The sequence below is a fragment of the Pantoea sp. Morm genome (assembly GCF_016643525.1).
In the GTDB taxonomy this organism is placed as follows: domain Bacteria; phylum Pseudomonadota; class Gammaproteobacteria; order Enterobacterales; family Enterobacteriaceae; genus Pantoea; species Pantoea dispersa.
On record NZ_VOQX01000040.1, the window covers coordinates 26,382 to 45,871 of the forward strand.

Below are 19,490 nucleotides of genomic sequence, written 5' to 3' on the forward strand. Positions count from 1 at the left end.
GGCGCGTTACCCCAGCATGCGCACCACTGCCGCCTTGAAGATTTTCACACCGATCTCCAGCGAATTCAGCTCAAAGCGCATCTGCGGGTGATGCAGTCCCGGCACCAGATTGGTTCCCAGCCCCCAGAAACCGGCTTTCACCTGCGGATTTTTCACCGGATAGTAGAAGAAATCCTCGCTGCCCGGCGTGGTTTTCGCCGCCAGTAATCCCTGCTCGCCGAGCACATCGACAATCGCGGCGCTCAGCAGCGCGGTGGCATCGGCATCAATTTCCGCCGCCGGCATCTCTTTCAGCACCACCACTTCAGCGGTTGCGCCCAGCGCGGCCACGCTGTGCTGAATCGCCTGGCTGACTTTCTCTTTAAGCAGTTCCATCGGCGCGTTCTCCTGCGAACGCAGATCCCACACCACGCGCGCCTCGTCCGGCACCGAGTTGGTCACGCCGGCGTCGCACAGGAAGCGCGTCGCTTTTACGCTCCAGGTGAGGCCCGGTGCCAGATGAATGCTATTCACCGCCTGCACCGCCTGGACTGCCGCATCAAGCGCGTTGACGCCAAGATGCGGTCGCGCGGCATGGGCCGGGACACCTTTAATGGTGGCCTCCAGCGTGCTGCACGCTGAATAGATCACCGCAGGCGTCGCCTGCCCGACCTGGCACTCCTCCAGCGGGCGCAAATGGAAGCCGAGGATCATCTCCACGTCATCCAGCGCGCCGCCCTCAATCATCGCCAGCGCGCCGGCCCCCAGCTCTTCAGCCGGCTGGAACAGCAGCTTCAGCCGCCCTTTTTTAATAGCGCCTTCCTGCAGCAACTCCTGCGCGGCGGTCAGCACCACCGACGAGTGGCCGTCATGGCCGCAGGTATGGCGGGCGCAGGCAACGCCGTCGATCACATGCCCGAGCGCATCCATGTCGGCGCGCAATGCCAGCACCGGGCCCGGCACGCCGCTGTCGATCTCCGCCACGATGCCGGTGGTCTGGTTGATGCCGCGCGTGACCTTAATGCCAGCCTGTTCCAGCTGGCCGGCGATGTAGGCCGAAGTTTTAACTTCCTGAAACCCCAGCTCGGGGATTTCATGCAGAAAATGGTAGTGATCGAGAACTCTGGACACCGTTTCGCTCCTAAACAAAAAAACGCATCACGAACATTGCGATAACCGCATTGATAATGCTGGTGAGCATCAGCAGCGGCCAGTATTTTTTTGGCACATCGGCGACACCCAGCAGGCGGCCCATGTACTGCAACTGCGAACCCATGAGAAAAATCGCCGGCGCGAGGATAGTGATGTCGGTACCGCTCAGCAGACCTTTGGCCATCAGGCTCACCGCCACCCCGACGCTGGCCGAGGATGACAGCCACGCAGTCAGCAGCACGGTGATCGCCTCGCCGGGCAAACCGAAAATTCCCATCAGCGGCGCAAACGCGTGGCCAAGAAACTGCATGATGCCGAGCAGATTCAGCACTTCCGCCAGTACGTAGGCCATCACCACATTGGGCATCAGATTGTGAATAGCAATATGGAAGCCTTTACGCGCGCCGACAATAAAAATATCAAACGGATTATTATTGACCCGCGTCTGTACGTTATTTGACATCAGCAAAATCCTTCTTATAAACACTGTTTAACACAAAACGGACAAATGCCGCACCGACGAATTTCAGCACAAACATCAGCAGCAGCGGAATAATGATTGGTGCACTCATGGACGCAAATAGCGCCGAGCCAATGGCAAAATAATTATTGATCAGTCCGGCACCGGAATATTGCCAGGCGCTCATCACCACCAGCTCTTTTTTACCAATTTGCTGCTGATCCGCCATCTCTTTGGTGAGCGCCGCGCCGGCATCGGTACTTTGCAGATCGGTAATCAGCGCCAGGCCGCAGCGTCCCGGCAACCCCATCAGCGGTTTCAGCAGTGGCGTCAGCAGCGTGTGGGCGGCACGAATCGCGCCGTAGTGGGTGAAAATCTCCAGCACGCCCAGCGCCAGCATCACAGTGGGTGCCAGCGACAGCGCGAACAGGAAGCCGGCTTTAGCGCTGATGCCGCCGGCGCCGAGAAAGGTGGAACCTGATTCTTTGATGGTGCCAAAGCTGCCGCCCAGCGTGGTGAAATCAAACGCGCCCAGCCAGCTAAAGCCTTCGACCTTATAAAGCAAACCGGAAAAAAACAGTATTGCCAGTATCAGCGCGAGATAATTTCCGGCGCTTGCCGTGACCGTTTGTGGCGCGGCCATGATTTTTTCTTCAGACATCTTTTCTCCTGCTGGCCCTATTTCTGCCAGACGTGGTTGCAATATACGGAACTATTTACCAAGCAGGATTTATGCCAACGCGCACTTTCTTTAATTTCGCTATGGCTAATTTTGTTCAGTAACAAGCAGCAGCCGGAATAAGCGTTTATATCGCCGTGCCAGCTTTATTGCTGGTCGCGCCAGTGCTTATTTTATCGGCGGGTTGACTGGCGAAGAAGTGATCGGTGCAGTTGTACGCTGCACCGCCAGCAGGCAACGCAGCTGCACTAAAACAGTGCTGCGGACTGTGAATGAAAATTAGTCAAAGTTGAGAATTCTTCGCATTCAACTAGCGGAATAATTCCATTTATAATCAATAAGATAAATTCAACTTTTTTACGAAAAAACCTTCACAAAAAAGTATAGATTGATGCATAATTCGCCGTACTTCACCTGACAAATTAAAAAGGACTCAGCCATGTTAACCGCTGAAATGACCTCACGCCTGAACGACCAGCTCAATCTCGAATTCTTCTCCGCCAACCTCTATCTGCAGATGAGTGCCTGGTGCAGCGACAAAGGCTTCGAAGGTGCCGCCTCGTTCCTGAAAATGCACTCGCGCGAAGAGATGCAGCATATGCAGAAGCTGTTTGACTACGTCAGCGATGCCGGTTCACTGCCGGTGCTGGGCAGCATCGCCGCGCCGGCGGTGAGCTGGACCTCGCTGAATGACGTACTGGAAGAAGCACTGAAGCACGAGCAGCTGATCACCAGCAAAATTAACGAGCTGGTGCACGCCGCGCTGACTTCGCAGGATTACTCCACCTTTAACTTCCTGCAGTGGTACGTTGCCGAGCAGCACGAAGAAGAGAAGCTGTTCAAAACCGTGCTGGACAAGCTGGCGCTGGTGGGCAACAAAGGCGAAGGTCTGTTCCTGGTGGACAAAGATCTGGGCCGCATGAACGTCGAAGGCCACGGCCAGTAAAAATAATAAAGATTATGCACAGCAGCATGCACAACGCCCGACTCTGTCGGGCGTTTTTTTGTGCTTACTCCAGCGCTTTTAGCCTAAGCTCCGACGGCTGTGGCCGGCCAAACAGGTAGCCCTGGAACAGCGTACAGCCCTCTTCGCGCAGGCGGACAAACTGCTCATTACTCTCCACGCCCTCTGCGGTGATCTGAATATCCAGGCTGCGGCTCATGCCGGTAATCGCGCGGATGATCGCCAGCGCCTCGCGGCTGTCGCCCATATCATTGATAAATGACTTGTCGATTTTGATCTTATCGAACGGGAACGAACGCAGATAGCTGAGCGACGAGTAGCCGGTGCCGAAGTCGTCGAGCGCAATCTGCACGCCCAGCGTTTTCAGGCTCTGCAGCGTACGGATATTGCCGAGCGTATCATCCAGCAGCACCGATTCGGTGATCTCCACCTCCAGCCGATGCGGCGCCAGGCCGGATTCGCGCAGCGCGCCCTCCACCACAGATACCAGCGAGCTGTTCTTAAACTGCAGCGGCGACAGGTTGACCGACACCGACTGTTCGGTTTCCCAGCTCTGCGCCTCGCGGCAGGCTTCGTACAGCGCATAGGCGCCGAGCATATGGATCAGCCCGGTCTCTTCGGCAATCGGAATGAAGTCATTCGGCATGATCAACCCTTTGATCGGATGATGCCAGCGCATCAGCGCCTCATAGCCAATGATGCCGGTCTCGTTGGTGATCGGCTGATAGTAGAGCTTGAGCTGCCGTCCGGTGATCGCCTCGCGCAGATCGTTCTCGATCACCCGGCGGCTGCGCGCCACATTATCCATCTCCAGCGTAAAGTGCTCATAGCGGTTACGGCCGTTACGCTTGGCTTCATACAGCGCCATGTCGGCGCAGCGCAGCATGTGTTCCGGCGTATTGGTGGCCTGCGAAGTCAGCGCGATGCCGACGCTCAGCCCGACCGACAGGTTGTGGCCTTCAACATTCACCGGCGGGCGGATCGCCTCGATCAGGCGCTGCGCCACAATCGCAGCCTCATCGGCATTCCGCACGTTGGGCAGCACGATGGCAAACTCATCGCCGCCGATGCGCGCCAGCGTGTCCTGATCGCGCAGTACGCTGCGCAGCCGCTTCGCCACCACCCGCAGCAGATCGTCACCGATTTGATGCCCCAGCGCATCGTTCACGTTCTTGAAGTTATCCAGATCGAGGCACAGCGTGGCGCTGGTCTGGCCCTGCTGCTGATCGACACGCAGCGCCTCGCTCAGCTTCTGGCGAAACAGGATGCGGTTCGGCAGGCTGGTAAGATTATCGTGATGCGCCATGTGACGAATGCGCGCATCGGCTTCGCGCTGATCGGTGACGTCTTCCACAATCAGCATCACGTAATTCTGCCGCATGTCTTTGCCGCTGATGGTGGTGGCGCGCGTGTGCAGCACCCGCTCACCGCCAGCGGTCAGTAACAGCTGCTCGCGCGCGTGGATGCCCTCGCTGCGCAGCGCGATATCCGCCAGGCTGTTGAAGTAATCACTCAGTTCCGCCGACATACATTCGTGTGGCCGCTTATGCATAATCAGCGACTTACTGAAGCCAAACAGCTGCTCGGCTTTGTCATTGACCATCAGGATTTCGCGGCTGATGGCGTCTTCGACGATCACGCAGGAGGGAATGTTGCTGATGATGGTGTCGAGGAAGCCGGAAAGCTCCGACATTTTGGCGCTCTGCGCCTGCGCCAGATCGCGCGCACGCAGCAGCTGCTGCTCGTGCTCACGCCGCTCGGTGACGTCGCGGGTGATCTTGGCGAAGCCGATCATTTTGCCCTCTTCATCATGAATCGCGTCAATCACCACATGCGCCCAGAAGGCGGAGCCGTCTTTGCGGTAGCGCCAGCCCTCGTCCTCAAAGCGACCGGTTTTCAGCGCGATGCCCAGATTGGCATCCGGCGTACGCGCCTGACGTTCCGGTGAGCCGTAGAACACGGAGAAGTGCTGGCCCACGATCTCGTCAGCCATATAGCCTTTGGCGCGCTGCGCGCCGGCGTTCCAGTTCACCACCCGGCCCTGTAAATCCAGCATGTAGATGGCGTAATCCGTCACGCCTTCAACTAACAGGCGGAAGGTTTTCTCGTATTCACGCTGCTTGCGCAGCAGCGCCTGCTGTTCGGTGCAGTCGCGGGTGATTTTGGCATAGCCGATCAGTTTGCCGGCGTCATCGCGAATCGCATCGATGATCACGTGCGCCCAGAAGGCGCTGCCATCTTTGCGATAGCGCCAGCCTTCATCTTCAAAGCGACCGGTTTTAAACGCGGTGGTCAGGTTGCGTTCCGGGATATGGTTCAGGCGATCCTGTGCGCTGTAGAAGCGCGAGAAGTGCTGACCGACAATCTCTTCGGCCACGTAGCCTTTGGCGCGCTGCGCGCCGGCGTTCCAGTTTTCGACATTGCCGTCAAGGTCGAGCATGTAGATGGCGTAGTCCGTTACGCCTTCAACCAATAAACGGAAACGCTGCTCCTGTTCCTGTTGTTTACGCTGCTGCGCCTGCTGTTCGGTGCAGTCGCGGGTGATTTTGGCAAAGCCCAGCAGTTCGCCGTACTCATCGCGGATGGCGTCAATCACCACGTGCGCCCAGAAGGCGCTGCCGTCCTTGCGATAGCGCCAGCCTTCGGTTTCATAGCGCCCGGTGGCGGTGGCGATGGCCAGACCGCGCTGCGGCGCGCCGTTGCGCCGATCCTCTTCACTGTAAAACAGCGCAAAATTCTTCCCGACGATCTCTTCGGGGGTATAGCCTTTGGCGCGTTGCGCCCCGGTGTTCCAGTTAGCCACCGTGCCATCCGGCTTGATCATGTAGATGGCGTAATCCACCACGCTCTGCACCAGTAGCCGGTACATTACGTCAGAGTTATTGTTCATTGTTGTTCGCCTATGCTGGCCTGGTCTCGATGCGCAGTTAAGATAATTCTTAATCTTCAGGCAGACTTAAACGCAAAAGCGCATCGCTTACAAGCGCAAATCATCCGCAGACAAAAGTTGGTAGTGTGGTTATCGGCAGTGGCGAGAAAATGTTCAGTGGGATAGTGGATTTATTGCGCAAAGTTGACAGCACGCCGCGCGGAGATTTTCCGGCGGCGTGCTGTCAGGTGGCATTAACTGACGTCATCTGGCGCGTTCAGGTTAAATGCATGCCGATATAGCGTTCATAACGCGCGGGTTTTACGCGTGACAGATCGACCAGCACCAGGCCATCAATACAGTGATTGAAATCCGGATCGCTGCCGAAATCGATAAACTGCACGCCGCCCGGCTCGCACACTTCCGAATACTGTTTGTACAGCGTCGGAATCGCGGTACCGAGATTAGCCAGCAAATGCTTGAGACGCCGCAAATCGTCGGCATAGTTATCGCCGGTGAACTGCGCCAGCACCTCCGGCAGCGACGCCGGATAAGGGCGGCGTGATTTCGCCAGCGGCAGATCGGTCGGAAAGTAGAGACGGTAAAACGCCACCAGCAGATCGCGCGCCGCCAGCGGCATGGTGCCGGAGATTGATACCGGGCCAAACAGGTAGCGCGTCTGCGGATAGCGCGCAATGTAAGCGCCGATGCCCATCCATAAATAATCCAGCCCGCGCTTGCCCCAGTAGGCCGGCTGAATGAAGCTGCGCCCCAGTTCCAGCCCCTGCTGAATAATCGGCAGCATGCGCTCGTCATAGTGGAACAGGCTGTCGCTGTAGATGCCCTGCAGCCCGCGCCGTGCCAGCTGCTCGGCGCCGGGAATAAAACGGTAGGCCCCGACAATCTCCAGCGCCTCGTCATCCCATAAAATCAGGTGATAGTAATCATCGTCATACTTGTCGAGATCGCGCCGCCTGCCGCTGCCCTCGCCCACCGCACGGAAGGCGATTTCGCGCAGCCGGCCCAGTTCACGCAGCAGCGGCACCCAGCTGGCCCCGTTGCGCCGCCACAGGTAAATCTGTTTGCCGTCCGGCAGCGTCCCGAGCCGTTCACTCTCCAGCAACGCTTTTTTCAGCTCAGCGCGATCTTCCGGGCGGGCGATGGCGGCTTCGGTAAGAAACAGACCGCGCCGTCCCTGACCGATGCGGTACAGATGCTTGCGCAGCCGCTTCGCCAGCTCTTTGCCCGGCGTATGGCCATCGTGCCAGTTGGCGAAGGGAATCTGTTCGCCGATATGCAGTTTGATGCGCGTGCCGCGCTGGCGGAACATTTCGCGCACCAGCATCAGCAGCGCCAGCGGTGCCGCCACCTTCGCCGCGGCGTAAAACGCCAGGCTGTTACGTCCGACTACGTGCACCGGCACCAGCGGCGCGCGGGCGCGGGCGGCGAGGCGCAGAAAGCTGTGGTGCCAGTGACGGTCACGTACGCCGCGGCTGGACAGGCGCGAGACTTCACCGGCCGGGAAGATGATCAGCGCGCCCTGGTTGTCGAGATGCTGCTGCATGCGCGTCAGCTGCTCGCGGCTGGTGCGGTTGCCCATGTTATCCACCGGCAGCATCAGGTTGTTGATGGGTTCCAGCATCATCAGCATGCGGTTGGCAACGATTTTCACGTCGCGCCGCACCTGCGATACCGCCGCCAGCAGCGCCAGGCCGTCCAGCGCGCCAAGCGGATGGTTGGCGACGATCACCACCGGCCCATGCGTCGGGATCTGTTCAAGGTCGCGTTCGCTGAGCTCACAGCGCACATCCAGGTGTTCCAGCACCTGCTCCACCATATCCACCCCTTTCAGATGCGGATAGCGCTGGGCAAAGTCCTGAAATTCCTGTTCACGCACCGCCCACTTCAGCAGGCTTTTCTGCCAGTGCGCTGGCTGCTGGCCTGGCCAGTAAGTATTGAGAAGCTGATCAACGGAAAACATGGTGCACCTTTTTATACGCAGCGGTTTATTCCCCTGACGTTAAAACGGCTTGTTTTCAGATTTATGACCACGGCAGATGCGGACAGGAAAAAGTATCGGCGCGCTTTGTGCTGGCGCATAAAAAAGTCAAATTTACCTTAAATGAAAATTTTCCAGACAGGACTTAAATCTTATTCTTAAGACCCGTGAATTAATCTGGTCACACCTCTGCTAATGAATTTTCATCGGTGTTTATTCCTTGCGTTCTTTTTTTGTTTATTTTTGGACTACACATATGATTCATTCGGTATTTATAGTTGATGACCACCCATTAATCTGTGCGGGTATTCAGGCACTGCTGCACGCTTATGACTATTCGGTTGCGGGCATTGCCAACAAAGGCGATTTATTGATTAGCGAATTACATCATGCGCAGCCAGACGTGGTGCTGCTGGACCTGACCATGCCCGGCCGCGCGGGTATTCCGCTGATTGCCGACATTAAACGTATTTTGCCGCAGCAAAAAATCATTGTTTTTACCGCCTCAGAAAGCCTGTTTTATCAACGCTGTTGCCTGCAGTTAGGGGTAGAAGGCTATGTGTGTAAACGCGGCGATTTGGAAACTTTATTGACAGCAATAAAAGAAGTCGAGCGCGGAAAACGTTTTTATCCGGTCACGCACAGTGCAGCGGATGCCGCCGAGCTGATTGAAAGCGAGAAATTGATGAGTTTAACGCGCCGCGAATTGATTGTGCTGGTGAAACTGGCCTCCGGGATGAGTAATAAAGAGATCGCCTCACAATTACAGCTGAGCAGTAAAACCATCAGCACTTATAAAATTAAAATTCTGCGTAAGCTCGGCCTGAAAGGGATTAGCGGAATTAATACGGCGGCGCGCGCCAATGAGCTGGTGTGAGTCAAATCCGGCCCGGTTCGCCAGCGTGACGACCGGGCAGCAGGTCAGAGCTTGAGCGGCGGTAGCTGAGAGAACACGCTCAGCAACCCTTTGCTCCACAGCTGGCGGATCTGGGAAAAGTAGGGATGCTGTTCGGTGATGTGGTACTGCTCGCTGTCGCTAAAGCTGTCGCTGTGGTAAACCATCGCGTCGAGCGGCAGGCCGACGGAGATGTTACTCGCCAGCGTCGAATCCATGGAGATCAGCGCACACTGCATCGCCTGGCTGAGCGAGGTCTCATAGCGCAGCACGCGGTCAATAATTGGCTTACCGTATTTGCTCTCACCAATCTGGAAGTACGGCGTGTCGACGCTGGCTTCAATAAAGTTGCCCTGCGGATAGATCTGGAACAGCCGCGGCTCTTCGCCGCGAATCTGCCCGCCCAGCAGCAGCGTGCCGCCAAACTCCTCGCCGTCGCGCGCAATCACTTCACGCAGCGTGGCGCCTACCAGCAGCGCAATGTCGTACAGCGAACGCCCGTTAAGCAGATTGGGTTGTTCGCTGTCGTTGCAGTTGCGCCGCAGCAGGCTCATGACGCTCTGCGTCGTCGCCAGATTGCCAGCGCTTTGCAGCACCAGCGTGCGCTCATCATCCACCTGAAACACATGCAGTTTGCGAAACGAGGAGATATGATCCACGCCCGCATTGGTGCGTGAATCCGAGACAAAAATCATCCCGGCCGATAAACGCATTGCCACACAATAAGTCATAGTTACGCCTGTTCCGATTACTGCTGCCCGTGCACCTGTTGCACCGCAGCCACCGCCAGCATATCTTCACCGCCGCCGCCCAGACGAATGCCGCGCACCGGACAGGCATCGAGATAGTCGACGCCCACCGCCAGCCGCAAATGCTGCCGCGTACTGCGCGTGTTATTGGTGATATCAAAGCTGTGCCAACTGCCATCCAGCCAGGCTTCAACCCAGGCATGAGTAGCAACGTGTTCAACGTTGTCAGTATACAGATAACCACTGACGTAGCGCGCCGGGATCCCCAGGCTGCGACAGCAGGCGAGAAACACGTGGCTGTGATCCTGGCAAACGCCGCTGCCGGCGGCAAACACTTTCGCCGCACTGTCGCTCACCGCAGTGCTGCCGGGCCGGTACGGCATCTTCAGCAGCAGCTCGTCCATCAGCTCTCCAGGCTGGCGAGCGGTTTTTCCGCCTGCCAGTAGCGCCGGGCGAAGTCGCGGATCGCCGCGTCCGGCTGGGTCAGCGGCGTAGCGCGCAAAAACACCAGCGGCGACAGCGTCGACTGCGGATCCGGCGCCAGCTCGCTGGCATCCAGAATCTCGACCACGCCGCGCGCGGCAATCTCCAGCAGCTGATGCGGCCTGTCCAGCGTCAGCACGTGCAGCACGTTGCCGTAAGCATCCAGCGTGCGCGTCGCCTCACACGGCAGATCGAGCTGCCACGACAGCACCTGCTGGTGCACCGAATTCTGCGGCGTCAGGCGCAGATACTGGGTGCTGAGTTTTACCTGCTGCTCATAGGCGTACCAGGTTTTATGCTCAATGTTCAGTCTCATTTCGCCTCCAGATAGGTGTGATTGATGCTCTCCGCCAGCGCGTTGATGCGGCTGAGAAAATGGTCCAGCCACGGCTGCAGGCCGTCGCGCGTCAGGCTTTCCCAGGTGCTGAAGCGCATCTCCGCCAGCAGGACGGTACTGAGATAGCGCGGGCGATCTTCGCCGCTGCTGCCAATCTGCTCCAGCTGGCTGGCGATCTCTTCAATGCAGGAGTGCAGCGAGCGCGGACTTTCGCTGCGCAGGATCAGCATTTCGTTGACCAGCGGCGGCATCAGCTGCTGCTTAAAGATGGCGTTGTAGGCCTCGCGCGCCGACACCGCGCGCAGCAGGCTATCGAGGCAGTAATATTCCCGTACCGTGTCGGGATGCTGCTCCAGCAGTTGCTGGTTAACGCTCAGCAGCCGCGCGGTGCCGTCGCTGCGCTCCATCAGCGTGCCAAGCCGGATAAAACGCAGCGCATCGCCGCGCAGCAGCGTGCCGGACATCGCGCCGCGAAACAGATGCGAACGCTCTTTCACCCAGTCGAAGAAGCTGTCGGCACCGGCCGGCGAGATACCGCGGCGGCGCGTGTTGCGCATCTCAATCCACGTCGAGTTAATGCTCTCCCACACTTCGGATGACAGGCTGCCGCGCACCGCGTGCGCGTTGTTCCACGCCGCCTGCCAGCAGCTGAAAATACTGCTCGGGTTGCGCTCATCCAGCGCGAAGAAGTTGAACAGCTGCGGCATGGTGCAGCGCCCGTTGAGGGTTTCAAACAGCTGACGCGTACCGGTCAGGTTGAGCGGCAACAGCAGTTCGTCGCCCTGGCGATTGCGCACCGGCATCAGCGACAGGCGATGGGTCACATCCAATACCCGGGCAAGTTGTTCTGCACGCTCCAGATAGCGCGCCATCCAGTAAAGGCCACTGGCCGTCCGGCTTAGCATGATGTGTCATCCTCCAGCACCCAGGTGTCCTTGGTGCCGCCGCCCTGCGACGAGTTCACCACCAGCGAGCCTTCGGTCAGCGCCACGCGCGTCAGGCCGCCCGGCACCAGCCGGATATCCGCGCCGTACAGCGCAAAAGGCCGCAGATCGATATGGCGCGGCGCCAGACCGTTGTCGATAAAGGTCGGGCAGGTGGAGAGCGACAGCGTATCCTGCGCGATGTAATTATCCGGCCGCGCCAGCAGCCGTTCGCGGAACTCGCTCAGCTGCTGCTGGCTGGCAACCGGACCAATCAACATGCCGTAACCGCCGGCACCGTGCACCTCTTTCACCACCATCTGCGCCAGATTGGCCAGCACGTAGCTCAGATCCTGCGGCTTGCGGCACTGCCAGGTGGGCACATTATTGAGGATCGGATCTTCATCAAGGTAGTAGCGGATCATTTCCGGCACGTACGGGTAGATCGACTTGTCATCGGCGACGCCGGTGCCGATCGCATTCGCCAGCACCACATTGCCGGATCGGTATACCGACAGTAGTCCCGGCACGCCGAGCATCGAATCCGGCCGGAAGGCGAGCGGATCGAGAAAGGCGTCATCCACGCGGCGATAGATCACATCCACTTTGCACGGCCCGGCGGTGGTACGCATCAGCACCGCGCCGTCTTTGACGAACAGATCGGCGCTCTCCACCAGCTCCACGCCCATCTGCTGGGCGAGAAAACTGTGTTCGAAGTAGGCGCTGTTGAAACGTCCCGGCGTCAGCACCACCACCACCGGATCGTTAACCGGCGAGCTTTCGCGCAGCGTCTGCAGCAGGTGCGAGGGATAGCGCTCCACCGGCGCGATATGCTGCGCGGCAAACAGCTCCGGATAGAGGCGCATCATCATTTTGCGGTTTTCCAGCATGTAGGAGACGCCGGACGGCGTGCGCAGATTATCCTCCAGCACGTAATAGTCGCCGTCGCTGTTGCGTACCATATCGACACCGGTAATGTGCGCGTAGATCTGGCGATGCAGATCGACATCCTGCATACAGGGCTGATACTGATCGTTAACCAGCACCTGCTCGGCCGGCACGATGCCGGCTTTGAGAATATATTGCTGATGGTAGATATCGTGCAGGAAGGCGTTGAGCGCCTGAACGCGCTGGCGAATGCCGCGTTCCAGCATCGCCCATTCGCTGGCAGGAATGATGCGCGGCACGCTGTCGAACGGGATCAGCCGCTCGGCACCGCCATCGTCACCGTAGACGTTGAAGGTGATGCCAACGCGATGAAACAGCAGTTCTGCCTCTTCACGTTTGCGCGCCACCGCCTCTTTGTCCGCCTGTTGTAACCATTCCCAGTAATGCTGATAGTGAGCGCGGTGCTGACCGTCGCTCTGCAACATCTCATCGTAGAAGGTTGATGCTATCTGGTCGCGTGCTTTCATGATTTACCCGGCGCTTGTCAGAGGACCTGACTTCTCTCCTGCACAAAGTGTGCCAGAGGCCCGCCGCCGCAACGGCACGCGCGCCCCGAAAGCGGAGCCGCGCCGGATAATCCTTGCCTTGCACCTTACTGGTGCATCAGCTGCTGCGCCACTGGCAGCCAGATTTCGGTCATTGCTCCTTCGCCGCCGGTAAACGGATCGCGATCCGGCAGCGGCACGCGCTGGATCTGCTCTTTCGACGCACGCAGCCGGGAGGGTTCGTCGCGCACGGTTTCCGGTGACATTCCTTCAGGATAGGCGCCAACGGTGAAAAAGTCGTCGGAGGCAAACACCTGTTTATGGCCCACGCCAGCCGGGATCAGTACCGCATCCCCCTCACGCAGCGTCACCATGCGGCCGCTGTCGCCGCCAAACAGCACTTCCGCCCAGCCCGCACCGACGCCCAGTACCTCATGGGTGTTGGGATGATAGTGGGTGTAAGGAAAAATCGGCGCGCGCCACGCCGCAGGCCAGCCGCTGGCGCTAAAGGTTTTTTCAAACCAGGCCGCGCTGTCCTCCTCCTCTTCCGGCACCACGCACGGCCAGATGATCAGCGGCAGCGGATTATTGGGTACACCGCCGGACGGCAGCGATAACATTAAATGCTGCGGGTTACCTGACGATCCCGCGGAAAAGGTACCGGCGGCGAAAGACATCAGTAACAGCAGACTGGAAGATTGGGCAGACATACTCTTTCTCCGGATAGCCACGTTGCCTAATTGTGGCAAAGCCACCGGGCATTGCAATGTGCGCACACCGGCAAAATTCACATAAAAGAATGATTTAGCTTACTAAAGCCAAATTACTTATTAACATATTTAACATTTCGTGGCATGCCGTGGCGCGCCTCGTTTACCCGGCGTCTGCCGCAGCAAAAAACAGGCAAAAAAAACCGGTGGATTTCGCCACCGGTAGAATCAACAGTTGATTCAAAGGCACTGACAGGTTATCGCAGGCGGTCAGCGATGGGTTTCACCACGTTCTCCCCTTCGCGACCATAAAACTGAAACAGCGTCTCGGCTGCCGCCTCGGTGAGCACCATGATTTCAATGCGGCGGTTACGTGCGCTGAGCGGATCGGCTTTGTCCAGCGGCATACGGGATGACATGGCATTCACCTGCAGCACGCGCGTGCTTTCCAGCCCGCCGCGCTCCAGCGCGCGCCGCGCCGCCAGCGCACGGTCACCGGAGAGATTCCAGTTGTTGTACGCCGCGTTGCCGCTGTACTGCGCGGCGTCGGTGTGGCCGCTGATCATGATTTTGTTGTCGATGCGGTTAAACACCGGACCGAGTTCGGTCAGCAGGCGCTGGTAAAACGGTGTCAGCACCGCGCTGCCGCGCGGAAACATCATGCGATCCTGGTCATCCTGAATCAGGATACGCAGCCCCTGCGGCAGGGTTTCCAGCGTCAGCAGGTTCTGGGCGTGATAGCTGTTGATGATGCTCTGGATCTGCTGACGCAGCTGCGCCAGCTCGGCGTCGGAGCGCGACAGCACGCTGTCCAGATCTTCCTTAGGCTGATTGGCGTTGTTGTCGCTGTTTTCCGCGCTGGTGTCACTGACGGTGGCACCCTCGGTCGGCGGCGCAATCGCCAGCGTTTCACCAATAATGGCGGAGCCGCGTCCGGTTTCGACATCGAACGGATTAAAGCCGGAACCGTTAAACACCGAGGTGCCGTTAAGCTGCGCGACGATCTCTTTACGCTCGTCTTCGGTGACGGCGCCCATGATCAACTTTGTGGTAGTGACCAAAGGGGCCGAGCGTATTTCTGAAGTGTCGGCGCGCTTCACCCTCGACGCGCTGCCGGGCAAACAGATGGCGATCGACGCCGATCTCAACGCCGGGCTGATTAATCAGGAACAGGCGCGCGTACGGCGTCAGGATGTGGCCAACGAGGCGGACTTCTACGGCGCGATGGACGGCGCCTCCAAGTTTGTGCGCGGTGACGCCGTTGCCGGCATTATGATCCTGCTGATCAACGTGCTGGGCGGCATCCTGATCGGCGTATTCAAACACGGTTTACCGGCCGGCCAGGCGTTCGAACAGTATGTGCTGCTGACCATCGGTGACGGTCTGGTGGCGCAGATCCCGTCGCTGTTGCTGTCGACGGCGGCGGCGATCATCGTGACGCGCATCAGCGACGGCGCTGACATGGGCGAGGAAGTGAAGTCGCAGCTGCTGGCGAAACCGGCCACGCTGTATACCGCCGCGGGCGTGATGTTTGTGCTGGCCATCGTGCCGGGCATGCCGCACATGGTGTTCCTCGTCTTCACCGCCCTGCTGCTATTCGCCGCGTGGCGTCAGAGCCGCGTGGTGGAGAAGCCGACGCAAAGCCATGTCGACATGGAGGCGATCAATCAGGCGCTGGCGCAGCCGGACGAACAGCCGACCATCAGCTGGGACAATATTCCGCTGGTCGAGCCCATCGGCCTTAACCTGGGCTACAAGCTGGTCACGCTGGTGGATAAAGGCAAAGGCGCGCCGCTGACTCAGCGTATGCGCGGTGTGCGCCAGGTGGTGTCGGAAACCAGCGGCGTGCTGCTGCCGGAGATCGCCCTGCGTGAAGATTTCCACTTAAAGCCGTCGCAGTACGCCATCAAGATCAACGGCGTTCGCACCGCGGTGGGCGAAGTGCACGCCGACCGCCTGATGGCGCTGCCGACGCCGGATCAGTACGGTGAGATCGACGGCCTGCTGGATACCGATCCCGCGTACGGTATGGCGGTGACCTGGATCCTGCCGGAGCAGAAAGCCAAAGCGCTGAATCTGGGATATCAGGTAGTCGACTGCGCCAGCGTGGTGGCCACGCACGTCAACAAAGTGGTGCGCGAAAACCTGCCGGAGCTGTTCAACTACGATGATATTACTCAGCTGCATCAGCGGCTTGCGAGCGTGGCGCCGAAGCTGTCAGAGGATCTCAACGCCGCGGTGAACTACAGTCTGCAGCTCAAGGTGTATCGTCTGCTGCTCAACGATCAGGTATCGCTCAAGGACATCACCACCATTGCCACCACGCTGCTGGAGAGCGTGGCGATCACCAAAGATCCGATCCTGCTGACCTCCGATGTGCGCTACGCGCTGCGCCGCGCCATGGTGGCGGCGATTGCGCCGGACAACAAACCACTGTCGGCCTATACGCTGGATAACAGCCTGGAAAACCTGCTGCTGGCAGCGCTCAATCAGGCGCAGCAGGGCGGCAAAGTGGCGCTGGACAGCTTCCCGGTCGACCCTAACATTCTCACCCAGCTGCAGAGCACGCTGCCGGTGATGATGGAACAGCTGAAAGCGCAGAACCTGACGCAGGTGCTGCTGGTGACGCCGCAGCTGCGGCCGCTGATTGCGCGCTACGCCCGGCTGTTCGCCAGCGGGCTGAATGTGCTGTCGTATAACGAGGTGCCGGACGATGCCAATCTGCAGATTGTCGGGCAGGTAAGCTGATGCGTTGCGGAAAACTGTTATAAAAAAACACCGCTGATCTGTCTCTGCCGCCCTTCACTCTTATGTGGTTTACTGGCAGGCAGTGATATTCAGAGGTGAATAATGGACGCGATTAAACAAATTCTGATCGATGAAATCGACACGCTCAACCGCGAAGAGCGGCGCGATAATCTGCCGCGTTTTAGCTTTAACTTCCTGAAAACCCATCCGGGGCTGTGGGGCGTGATGTACCTGTGCTACGGCCTGTGCGTGGCGCTGATTTTCTCGACCGAGATGCTCGGCTGGCCGGCCTTCTGGTTCGCCACGGTGTTCGTGCTGGTGATGAGTTTTCTGATGTTGCTGGACATCAACCCGAAATACCGCTTCGAGGACATCGATACGCTGGATTTGCGCGTGTGCTATAACGGCGAGTGGTATTACGTGCAGCCGGTCTCACAGCAGGCGCTGGACAAGATCCTGGAGAATCCGGGCACGCCCGAGCGCGTGCGCAGCGGCATCGATCGCCTGATGCAGCAGAAAGGAGAAGTGGATTTTTATGATGTCTACTACCTGACCTGGGGCCATCAGCGCGCCGCGAAGATCTGATCGGGCAAATTCATTCCTGCTTCCATGGTATTTATAAGCCCTTGATGACTCACTGCTTAATTACTACCCCCAGCGTCTTTATACAGAGGGTATGCGAAGCTAAAGAGGGTAGTAAGACAACGCCTGAAGGCTGGGTCAGGAAGTTTCGCCGCGCGCACCAAATCAAAATGCTGGCACGCCGCTGTGAAAGCGCAGCTCAGCGTCCGGTTCGCTGATCAAGCGCGCTTCTGCTGCCCCAATCGCCCGCACGCGCGGCGCGATATCCTTCGGTGAAATCTGTGCCGCCAGCGTCAGGTAATCCTGATAGTGGCGCGCTTCGGAACGCAGCAGCGAGATGTAAAACTTCTCCAGCTGCGCATCTAGGTACGGCGCCAGGCTGGCGAAGCGCTCGCAGGAACGCGCTTCGATATACGCCCCGCAAATCAGTTTATCCACCAGCGTATCCGGTTCATGGGTAGTCACTTCACGCAGCAGCCCTTTGGCGTAGCGGCTGGCGGTGATCTTGCGATAGGGCAAACCGCGCGCCTGCATGATTTCCCACACCTGATAAAAGTGGTGCAGCTCCTCTTTGATCAGCAGCACCATCTTTTCCACCATCTCATCAGCCCACGGCAGTTCATTGCGCACAATAATGCTTTTGCTGAGATTCTTGTGGGCATTGATAAAATCGCTGTCGTGATTCTCGCCGAAAATAAAATCTTCGTACGGCTGCAGCCACGCCAGAATCGCGTCGCCACTGGGTTTATCCGCGACGTATTTGCGGATCAGCCACACTGCGGTCTGCGCCGCTTTCAACTCGCATACCATGTGATCGGTAAGCAGCAGCGTAAGATTTTCCGGCTTGCGCGCTTCATCAATCCACGCCTGCGGCGTGCGGCACTGTAAAAACTGGTGAATGGGGTCTAATAGCGAAGCGTAATTCATCGGAGATTCTTTGCTGGCAGGAAAATTACCGGGCGGCATGTGCCGCCCGTCAGGGCTTAGTGACGTACACCGTCATCGTCTTCGTCGTCGATCTCTTCGCCGTCGTCTTCATCTTCGGCATCCGGATCTTCAAAGTAAGTGCCCCAGCCGTCGTAATCGACGTTGTATTTCCTGACCAGATTCACCAGCTGCTCGACCTGCGCGTCAATCAGCTCCGGCTTCAGCGCCGATTCGCTCAGGATGTCGACGCACATCACGGTGCTGCCGTCTTCCAGCTCCAGCTCTTCCGGCTCGGTGACTTCATAGCCCAGCTTGAACGCGTCAACCGCGGCCTTTTCCAGCGAGTCGAAGTTGTTGCAGGAGAGATGATGCTCGATGGTGTAAAGCGCATCCGGATCGCTGCCGTCTTCCAGCAACTCTTCAATGATCAGGCGCGTCTCTTCGCGCTGTTCTTCCAGCAATGCTTCGTATGCCATGGGCGTGTCCTCAAAATGGTGGCAGTGAATGCAATTATTTTCCCACACTGCCTCGCGCGCCACTACACAAAACAGAAAGTTTCTTATCGCTGGGGTTGAAAATGCATATTCATACGGTTAGATTGAATTTTAATTCATTATTGATGTAATGCGGAGCGCAGTATGAGTCAGCTGTATTCGAGACATTTCCTGAGATTGCTGGATTTCACCCCAGCCGAAATAACCGGTTTGTTATCACTCGCCAGTGAATTAAAACAGGCAAAGAAAAACGCCAGCGAAACCCAGTACCTGAAAGGCAAAAACATCGCGCTCATCTTCGAAAAAGACTCGACCCGTACCCGATGCTCTTTCGAAGTTGCCGCCTACGATCAGGGCGCTAACGTGACGTATCTCGGCCCGAGTGGCAGCCAGATCGGCCATAAAGAGTCGATGAAAGACACCGCGCGCGTACTGGGACGTATGTATGACGGCATTCAGTATCGCGGCTACGGTCAGGCGCTGGTAGAGACGCTGGCCGAATATGCCGGCGTGCCGGTGTGGAACGGCCTGACCACCGAGTTCCATCCGACGCAGCTGCTGGCTGACCTGCTGACTATGCAGGAGCATCTGCCGGGCAAAGCGCTGAGCGAGATGACGCTGGTGTACGTTGGCGATGCGCGCAACAACATGGGCAACAGCATGCTGGAAGCGGCAGCGCTGGTGGGGCTGGATCTGCGGCTGGTGGCACCGAAAGGCTGCTGGCCAGAAGAGGAGCTGGTGGCGCAGTGCCGCGCGGCAGCGCAGCACACCGGCGGCAAAATCACCCTGACAGAAGAGATTGCCGAAGGCGTGCAGGGTGCTGATTTCATCTATACCGACGTCTGGGTATCGATGGGCGAAGCGAAATCGGTGTGGGAAGAGCGCATCGCCCTGCTGCGTCCTTATCAGGTTAACAGCGCGATGCTGGCGCTGACCGGCAATCCGCAGGTGAAATTCCTGCACTGCCTGCCCGCGTTTCATGATGACCAAACCACGCTCGGACGGCAGATGGCCGAACAGTATGGTCTGCACGACGGCATGGAAGTCAGCAACGAGGTGTTTGAATCCGACCATAGCGTGGTGTTTGACCAGGCGGAAAACCGCATG

Annotated in this window: 16 protein-coding genes and 2 pseudogenes; 5 read left to right on the top strand and 13 right to left on the bottom strand. The window is 58.2% G+C overall.

All coding sequences use genetic code 11. The features are described from left to right. Positions 1-6: 6 nt before the first annotated feature. Genes FT726_RS15090 through FT726_RS15100 form a run of 3 tightly spaced genes read right to left on the bottom strand, consistent with a single transcriptional unit; the run spans position 7 to position 2,252 of the window. Positions 7-1,110: a M20 peptidase aminoacylase family protein gene (locus FT726_RS15090; RefSeq protein WP_288423150.1), complete on the bottom strand. Its 1,104-nt coding sequence runs from the start codon at positions 1,108-1,110 to the stop codon at positions 7-9. Positions 1,111-1,120: 10 nt separating this feature from the next. Then, positions 1,121-1,594, bottom strand: a complete 474-nt coding sequence (locus FT726_RS15095) for a YjiG family protein (protein WP_021507664.1) — start codon at positions 1,592-1,594, stop codon at positions 1,121-1,123. Further along, positions 1,584-2,252: a nucleoside recognition domain-containing protein gene (locus FT726_RS15100; protein WP_021507665.1), complete on the bottom strand. Its 669-nt coding sequence runs from the start codon at positions 2,250-2,252 to the stop codon at positions 1,584-1,586. Before FT726_RS15100 ends, FT726_RS15095 begins: the two co-directional genes overlap by 11 nt. Positions 2,253-2,709: 457 nt before the next feature. Between FT726_RS15100 and ftnA the strand changes: the two genes are divergently transcribed. Then, positions 2,710-3,216, top strand: a complete 507-nt coding sequence (gene ftnA / locus FT726_RS15105) for a non-heme ferritin (protein ID WP_058759556.1) — start codon at positions 2,710-2,712, stop codon at positions 3,214-3,216. 64 nt (positions 3,217-3,280) lie between these two features. Here the strand turns inward: ftnA and FT726_RS15110 are convergent, their stop codons facing one another. Then, complete coding sequence (locus tag FT726_RS15110) at positions 3,281-6,124, bottom strand: bifunctional diguanylate cyclase/phosphodiesterase (RefSeq protein ID WP_346302985.1); 2,844 nt, start codon at positions 6,122-6,124, stop codon at positions 3,281-3,283. Positions 6,125-6,380: 256 nt separating this feature from the next. Then, positions 6,381-8,084, bottom strand: a complete 1,704-nt coding sequence (locus FT726_RS15115; protein WP_021507668.1) for a lysophospholipid acyltransferase family protein — start codon at positions 8,082-8,084, stop codon at positions 6,381-6,383. A 274-nt stretch (positions 8,085-8,358) separates the two neighbouring features. Between FT726_RS15115 and FT726_RS15120 the strand changes: the two genes are divergently transcribed. Next, positions 8,359-8,979, top strand: a complete 621-nt coding sequence (locus FT726_RS15120) for a response regulator transcription factor (RefSeq protein ID WP_021507669.1) — start codon at positions 8,359-8,361, stop codon at positions 8,977-8,979. A 44-nt stretch (positions 8,980-9,023) separates the two neighbouring features. Here FT726_RS15120 and FT726_RS15125 read toward each other — a convergent pair whose 3' ends face one another. From FT726_RS15125 to FT726_RS15150, 6 genes and pseudogenes are all read right to left on the bottom strand, one after another. Further along, on the bottom strand, positions 9,024-9,728 hold the full coding sequence (locus FT726_RS15125; RefSeq protein ID WP_031279727.1) for a proteasome-type protease: 705 nt from the start codon (positions 9,726-9,728) through the stop codon (positions 9,024-9,026). 17 nt (positions 9,729-9,745) lie between these two features. After that, positions 9,746-10,545: pseudogene (locus tag FT726_RS15130) on the bottom strand (transglutaminase domain-containing protein). Beyond that, positions 10,542-11,471 (bottom strand): alpha-E domain-containing protein, encoded by a 930-nt coding sequence (locus tag FT726_RS15135; RefSeq protein ID WP_021507672.1) that lies wholly within the window; start codon positions 11,469-11,471, stop codon positions 10,542-10,544. The pseudogene FT726_RS15130 and the gene FT726_RS15135 overlap by 4 nt, the downstream one beginning before the upstream one ends. Next, positions 11,465-12,904 carry a circularly permuted type 2 ATP-grasp protein gene (locus tag FT726_RS15140; RefSeq protein WP_058770669.1) on the bottom strand — a complete coding sequence of 480 codons (1,440 nt, stop codon included), beginning with the start codon at positions 12,902-12,904 and terminating at the stop codon, positions 11,465-11,467. Before FT726_RS15140 ends, FT726_RS15135 begins: the two co-directional genes overlap by 7 nt. Positions 12,905-13,029: 125 nt before the next feature. Further along, a complete protein-coding gene (locus tag FT726_RS15145) occupies positions 13,030-13,632 on the bottom strand; it encodes a hypothetical protein (protein ID WP_021507674.1) in 603 nt (200 codons plus the stop codon). A 257-nt stretch (positions 13,633-13,889) separates the two neighbouring features. Beyond that, positions 13,890-14,669 (bottom strand): OmpA family protein, encoded by a 780-nt coding sequence (locus FT726_RS15150; protein WP_058770671.1) that lies wholly within the window; start codon positions 14,667-14,669, stop codon positions 13,890-13,892. Here FT726_RS15150 and FT726_RS15155 point away from each other — a divergent pair. Both FT726_RS15155 and FT726_RS15160 read left to right on the top strand, forming a co-directional pair. Further along, positions 14,668-16,380, top strand: a pseudogene (locus FT726_RS15155) (flagellar biosynthesis protein FlhA); the annotation flags it as partial. The gene FT726_RS15150 and the pseudogene FT726_RS15155 overlap by 2 nt on opposite strands. A 102-nt stretch (positions 16,381-16,482) precedes the next feature. Next, positions 16,483-16,965 (top strand): YlaC family protein, encoded by a 483-nt coding sequence (locus FT726_RS15160; protein ID WP_021507677.1) that lies wholly within the window; start codon positions 16,483-16,485, stop codon positions 16,963-16,965. A gap of 162 nt (positions 16,966-17,127) precedes the next feature. On the opposite strand, the gene miaE is transcribed toward FT726_RS15160, so the two are convergent. Both miaE and rraB read right to left on the bottom strand, forming a co-directional pair. After that, the gene (miaE, locus tag FT726_RS15165; protein WP_088516037.1) at positions 17,128-17,889 is read right to left on the bottom strand and encodes a tRNA isopentenyl-2-thiomethyl-A-37 hydroxylase MiaE; all 762 of its coding nucleotides are present in this window, start codon (positions 17,887-17,889) and stop codon (positions 17,128-17,130) included. A gap of 56 nt (positions 17,890-17,945) precedes the next feature. Then, positions 17,946-18,365 (bottom strand): ribonuclease E inhibitor RraB, encoded by a 420-nt coding sequence (gene rraB / locus FT726_RS15170; RefSeq protein ID WP_282995852.1) that lies wholly within the window; start codon positions 18,363-18,365, stop codon positions 17,946-17,948. 162 nt (positions 18,366-18,527) lie between these two features. Here rraB and argF point away from each other — a divergent pair. Then, a partial coding sequence (argF, locus tag FT726_RS15175; RefSeq protein ID WP_346302986.1) for an ornithine carbamoyltransferase occupies positions 18,528-19,490 on the top strand: 963 nt, incomplete at its 3' end.

Coding starts and splice junctions, on each gene's coding strand:
- FT726_RS15095 (WP_021507664.1), bottom strand. CDS start 1,594: ATGTCAAATAACGTACAGACGCGGGTCAATAATAATCCGTTTGATATT.
- FT726_RS15100 (WP_021507665.1), bottom strand. CDS start 2,252: ATGTCTGAAGAAAAAATCATGGCCGCGCCACAAACGGTCACGGCAAGC.
- ftnA (WP_058759556.1), top strand. CDS start 2,710: ATGTTAACCGCTGAAATGACCTCACGCCTGAACGACCAGCTCAATCTC.
- FT726_RS15110 (WP_346302985.1), bottom strand. CDS start 6,124: ATGAACAATAACTCTGACGTAATGTACCGGCTACTGGTGCAGAGCGTG.
- FT726_RS15115 (WP_021507668.1), bottom strand. CDS start 8,084: ATGTTTTCCGTTGATCAGCTTCTCAATACTTACTGGCCAGGCCAGCAG.
- FT726_RS15120 (WP_021507669.1), top strand. CDS start 8,359: ATGATTCATTCGGTATTTATAGTTGATGACCACCCATTAATCTGTGCG.
- FT726_RS15125 (WP_031279727.1), bottom strand. CDS start 9,728: ATGACTTATTGTGTGGCAATGCGTTTATCGGCCGGGATGATTTTTGTC.
- FT726_RS15135 (WP_021507672.1), bottom strand. CDS start 11,471: ATGCTAAGCCGGACGGCCAGTGGCCTTTACTGGATGGCGCGCTATCTG.
- FT726_RS15140 (WP_058770669.1), bottom strand. CDS start 12,904: ATGAAAGCACGCGACCAGATAGCATCAACCTTCTACGATGAGATGTTG.
- FT726_RS15145 (WP_021507674.1), bottom strand. CDS start 13,632: ATGTCTGCCCAATCTTCCAGTCTGCTGTTACTGATGTCTTTCGCCGCC.
- FT726_RS15150 (WP_058770671.1), bottom strand. CDS start 14,669: ATGGGCGCCGTCACCGAAGACGAGCGTAAAGAGATCGTCGCGCAGCTT.
- FT726_RS15160 (WP_021507677.1), top strand. CDS start 16,483: ATGGACGCGATTAAACAAATTCTGATCGATGAAATCGACACGCTCAAC.
- miaE (WP_088516037.1), bottom strand. CDS start 17,889: ATGAATTACGCTTCGCTATTAGACCCCATTCACCAGTTTTTACAGTGC.
- rraB (WP_282995852.1), bottom strand. CDS start 18,365: ATGGCATACGAAGCATTGCTGGAAGAACAGCGCGAAGAGACGCGCCTG.